Annotated in this window: 1 protein-coding gene; it reads left to right on the top strand. The window is 69.4% G+C overall.

What is annotated here, in order from left to right; all coding sequences use genetic code 11:
* Positions 1–754, top strand: a 754-nt coding sequence (locus VCS63_RS29705; protein WP_323881926.1) for a hypothetical protein, incomplete at both ends; no start/stop codon positions are given.

The following is a 754-nucleotide window of genomic DNA, read 5'->3' as shown; positions in this document are numbered from 1 at the left end:
GTGACCTGATCGCCACCGCCTCGGGCTCACTTTCCAACGCGGGCCGTTTCGTGGCCGGGGTGGGCGCCGATGGCGCGCTCAATCAGCCGGGCAGCATCACGCTGACTGCGGACGCCATCGTTCATGGCGGCACCAGCCTCGCCGGCACGGATCTGAGCCTGTCCGCGGGCGGCTTGAATCTGGCGGATGGCAAGCTGTCCGCCGTCGGCGGACTTGTTCTCGCCACGCCAGGTAGCGTGGACACCCGCAACGCCGTTGTGCAAAGCGGCGCTTTGGACATCGCTGCCGCCAATCTCTACAACCAGCGCGGCAAACTGACCACAACGGCCGGCGCCGCGATCAAGGTCGATGACGAGCTGGATACCTCCGGCGGGGTGATCGCCGCCGCCGGCAATGCGCGCATCGAGGCGGCGCGTCTCGTCAACCGCGAGGGCACGCTCGCCGCCCATGACCTTGCCATCACCGCCACCGGCGCGGTGGACAACCGGGGCGGCCTGATCCAGGCCGACAACACGCTGGCCCTGAACGCGGCCAGCCTCGACAACCGCGGCCCAGGCGCCGCCGGTCTTGGCAACCGCAGCATCCCGGACGCTGGCAGGCCGCCGACAGGCGTGCTCGGCAAGGTGGTCTCCCTCATGGCGGACCGCCTCGACAACCGGTCGGGGGATATCCAGGGCGTTGAAGCCCTGAGCCTGACCTCCTCCCACTTGGACAACACCGGCGGCCAGATCGCCTCCCTGGGCGATTCGCGCAT

It is taken from the genome of Achromobacter sp. D10 (assembly GCF_035282245.1).
Taxonomy (GTDB): domain Bacteria; phylum Pseudomonadota; class Gammaproteobacteria; order Burkholderiales; family Burkholderiaceae_B; genus Achromobacter; species Achromobacter insolitus.
This window is presented reverse-complemented; position numbering and strand designations above follow the sequence as displayed.